2 protein-coding genes are annotated in these 3,172 nt (G+C 72.9%); one reads left to right on the top strand and one right to left on the bottom strand.

Going from position 1 to position 3,172, the window contains the following annotated elements:
• Nucleotides 1-363 precede the first annotated feature (363 nt).
• Entirely contained in the window at nucleotides 364-2,268 is a 1,905-nt protein-coding gene (locus tag AOK03_RS23750) for a potassium channel family protein (RefSeq protein WP_055567364.1), read from the bottom strand.
• Between the two features lie 282 nt (nucleotides 2,269-2,550).
• Between AOK03_RS23750 and AOK03_RS23745 the strand changes: the two genes are divergently transcribed.
• Nucleotides 2,551-3,172: alpha-L-fucosidase (locus AOK03_RS23745; protein ID WP_208609584.1), on the top strand; the 622-nt coding region annotated here is incomplete at its 3' end.

Raw genomic sequence — 3,172 nt, 5'->3', positions numbered from 1 at the left:
GAGCGGGGTCGCGGCCTGGGCGGGGGCACCCGAGACCGCGGTCAGGCCCAGAGCGGCCAGTGCGGTGGCCGCCGCGGTGAGGGCGGCACGGAGGGAACGCATACGTCTCATGGCCATCCAAGAGGGGAGGAGGCGTCAACTGGGTGCTGGCGCACTGTCGTTGCTCCTTGGAGTAGTCCTGCGGTCATATGCATGTCAATGGTCTGAACCAAACAAGGACTAGACCAATCTGGCCCGTCCTCCGCGCCCCGTCGGCCGTGCGCGCCGCCGCGTGGCGCGGGGGCGCTGGTCAGGCAGGGCCGCGCAACCCCTGCCCGGTTCGCGCGGGTTGTCGTACCAGGCGAGCCGCTCCACGGCCGCCCGTCAGGGCTGTGCGGGAAGTGGCCTGCGCGCGAGGAGTTCCGCGAGGCCCTGACGGGTGGCCGCCAGGACGACGCGGTCCTCGGGGCGCAGTTCGTAGTCCGGGTCGAGCTCCCACTCCAGGCCGGAGGAGAGGCCGGGCTCCTGGTCCGACGAGCGTTCGAGCGCGACGACGCGCCACGCCCCCGGCCGGAACACCTCGGCCACTTTGCGGCCCGTGAGCTGCGGCTGGAGCGAGACGTCGAGCGCCGCGAAGAGCAGCACCGAGCGCTCGACGGGCAGGGCGCCCAGGATCTGCCGGCCCATCATCGCCCCGGCGAAGGCGGGTGCGGCCAGTGCGGACACACTGCGGCTGCGGGTGAGGGCGCCGGGGTGCGCGGCGCGCAGGGTGCGGTAGACGGCGGTCGCGAACTCGTCGTCGTACAGCCGCAGCGCCACCCGCAGATCGGGCTTCACCGACCGTGCGTACAGCGCCGCTTCGAGGTTGATCGTGTCCGCGCTGGTCAGGGCGAGCAGCGCGTGGGCCCGGTGCACCTTGGCCGCCTCCAGGACCCCTTCCTCCGTCACGTCGCCGATCACGGTGGGCACGCGCAGGCGCCGCGCCAGGGAGATGCCGCGGGCCTCCGGGTCGGCCTCCACGCACACCACCGGGATGTCCAGCTCGCGCAGCCGGGCTAGGACCCGGGTGCCGATCTTGCCGAGGCCGAGCAGGACGACATGGCCCGAGAGGCCGCGCGGCGGGCGGCGCAGCGAGGACGCGGTGCGGAAGGTGCCGAGGGCCTCCAGGACGGCGGCGAACAGGATCGGCAGGAGCAGCAGGCCGACCAGTCCGGCGAGGAGCTGGAGGATCTGACGGCTCATCGGGCCGTCGGTCGCCGGGTCGTTGATCGAGAAGAGGTCGAGGAGCGTCAGGTACGTCGCGTGCAGCGGGGTGGTGTCCTCGGTGGTGACGATCGACGCGATGGCCATGCCGACGACGGCCGCCGCGAACCCGGCCACCGACCAGCGCAGCCGCCGCGAGAACAGCTCGCGCAGCGGCACCCCGCGCCCCGCGAGGAACCCGGGCGGCAGCGCGGACCCCGAGTACGAGACGGTCTCCAGGACCAGCGCGCCCCGCCCGGGGGCGGCCGCGACGGCGTCGTCGTCGGGCAGCAGCAGGGGCCCCGCGCCGGCCCCCGCGTCGTCGGAACCCTCCGCTCCCGCGGGGTCGTTGGCGGTGGACGAGAGCAGCGCGAGGGTGGCGAGGCCGCGCGGCGCCACCTGGCCCGGCGCCGGGGGAGTGCGCTCCACGGCGCGCAGCAGCAGCCCGTCGGCGTGCACGACCTTGCTGGTCCCGGCGACCGCGGTGGCCGCGAGGGCGGGTGCCGCGGTGTCGGCGTCCGAAAGGACGGTGACGCTGGCATCGTTGGTGGCCAGGCCCGCCACGGCGGCGGCCTGGTCGAGCAGCTCCTCCACGTGCTGGCCGAGCTTGCGGTTGTAGAGCCGGATCACCAGGCGCAGGCGGGGGTTGAGCCGTCGCGCCGCCAGTGCCGTGCGGATGTTGGTCTCGTCGTCGTCATGCATGAGCGCGAGCGCGGCGGCCTGCGGGACGCCCGCGTCGACGAGGACGTCGTCGGTGAGCTCGGGTGCCTCCAGGGTCCGCGGCAGGTCCGCCGCGCCGCCGTCACCGTTGCCCGGCCCGTTTCCGCCGCCGTTCCCGTTCGCGGAGCCGTTCACATTGCCGGTGGTGCGCGAAACTGCGGCGGTGATACGTCCGATCAGTGCCGTGGTCAGGGCCCGTCCCGTCGGCCGGTTCGGCTCGCCGCGGCCCGCGGGCGGCACGACGAGGACGACCTGTTCGCCGTAGACGCCGCGGAGTTCGGCGGTGAGGCGGTGCGCCAGTACGTTGTCGCCGCCGCACACGACCATGTGGCCGGGCGACGGGATCGGCGGGCGCTGTGGGGGGAGCGAAGATGCGTGCGACACACAAGGAAGAGTGCCTCATGGGGCGGACTGGTTCCCGCTCCCGCGGCGGGACACGCTCCCACCTTGGAGGGGCCGATTGGAAACCTCCGACCTCTTGTCCCGGGATCGCTCGGAGATTTAGCCTGCTCGCGCGCCCGCACATGCGTTCCGGTTGCCTCGATCTCCCCTCGCGCCACCCCTTTCGATCACCCCTCCTCCTTCACCCTGCTGGGAGAACCGCCCGTGATCCAGCCCTGGTTCGGCGAGGCCAAGCTCGGCATCTTCCTGCACTGGGGGATCTACAGCGTCGACGGAGTGGCCGAGTCCTGGTCGTTCTTCGACGGGCGGGTGCCCTACGAGCGGTACATGGCGCAGCTCGACGGATTCACCGCGTCGGCGTACGACCCCGAGGGCTGGGCGGACCTGTTCGTGCGGGCGGGGGCGCGTTATGCCGTGCTGACCGCCAAGCACCACGACGGCGTCGCCCTCTGGGACACCGCCGCGAACGACCTGTCCGTGGTCAAGCGCACCCCCGCGGGCCGGGATCTCATCGCCCCCTACGTCGCCGCCCTGCGTGCCCGCGGCATCAAAGTCGGCCTGTACTACTCGCACTTGGACTGGTCCCACGCCGACTACGCCACCGTGCGCCCCGAGGGGCAGGACCCGGCCGAGCGCGGCAACCCCTTCTCCATGCCCGCCGTCGGCGACGAATCGCCGGAACGGTGGGCGGAGTTCCTCGCCTTTCACCGCACACAGGTCAGGGAGTTGCTCGAACGGTTCGAGCCCGACCTGCTGTGGTTCGACGGAGAGTGGGAACGCAGCCCCGAGCAGTGGCGGATGGCGGAGCTCGCCGAGGAGATCGCCGCGC

Origin of the sequence: Streptomyces atriruber, assembly GCF_001418325.1 — a bacterium.
GTDB lineage: Bacteria > Actinomycetota > Actinomycetes > Streptomycetales > Streptomycetaceae > Streptomyces > Streptomyces atriruber.
This window is presented reverse-complemented; position numbering and strand designations above follow the sequence as displayed.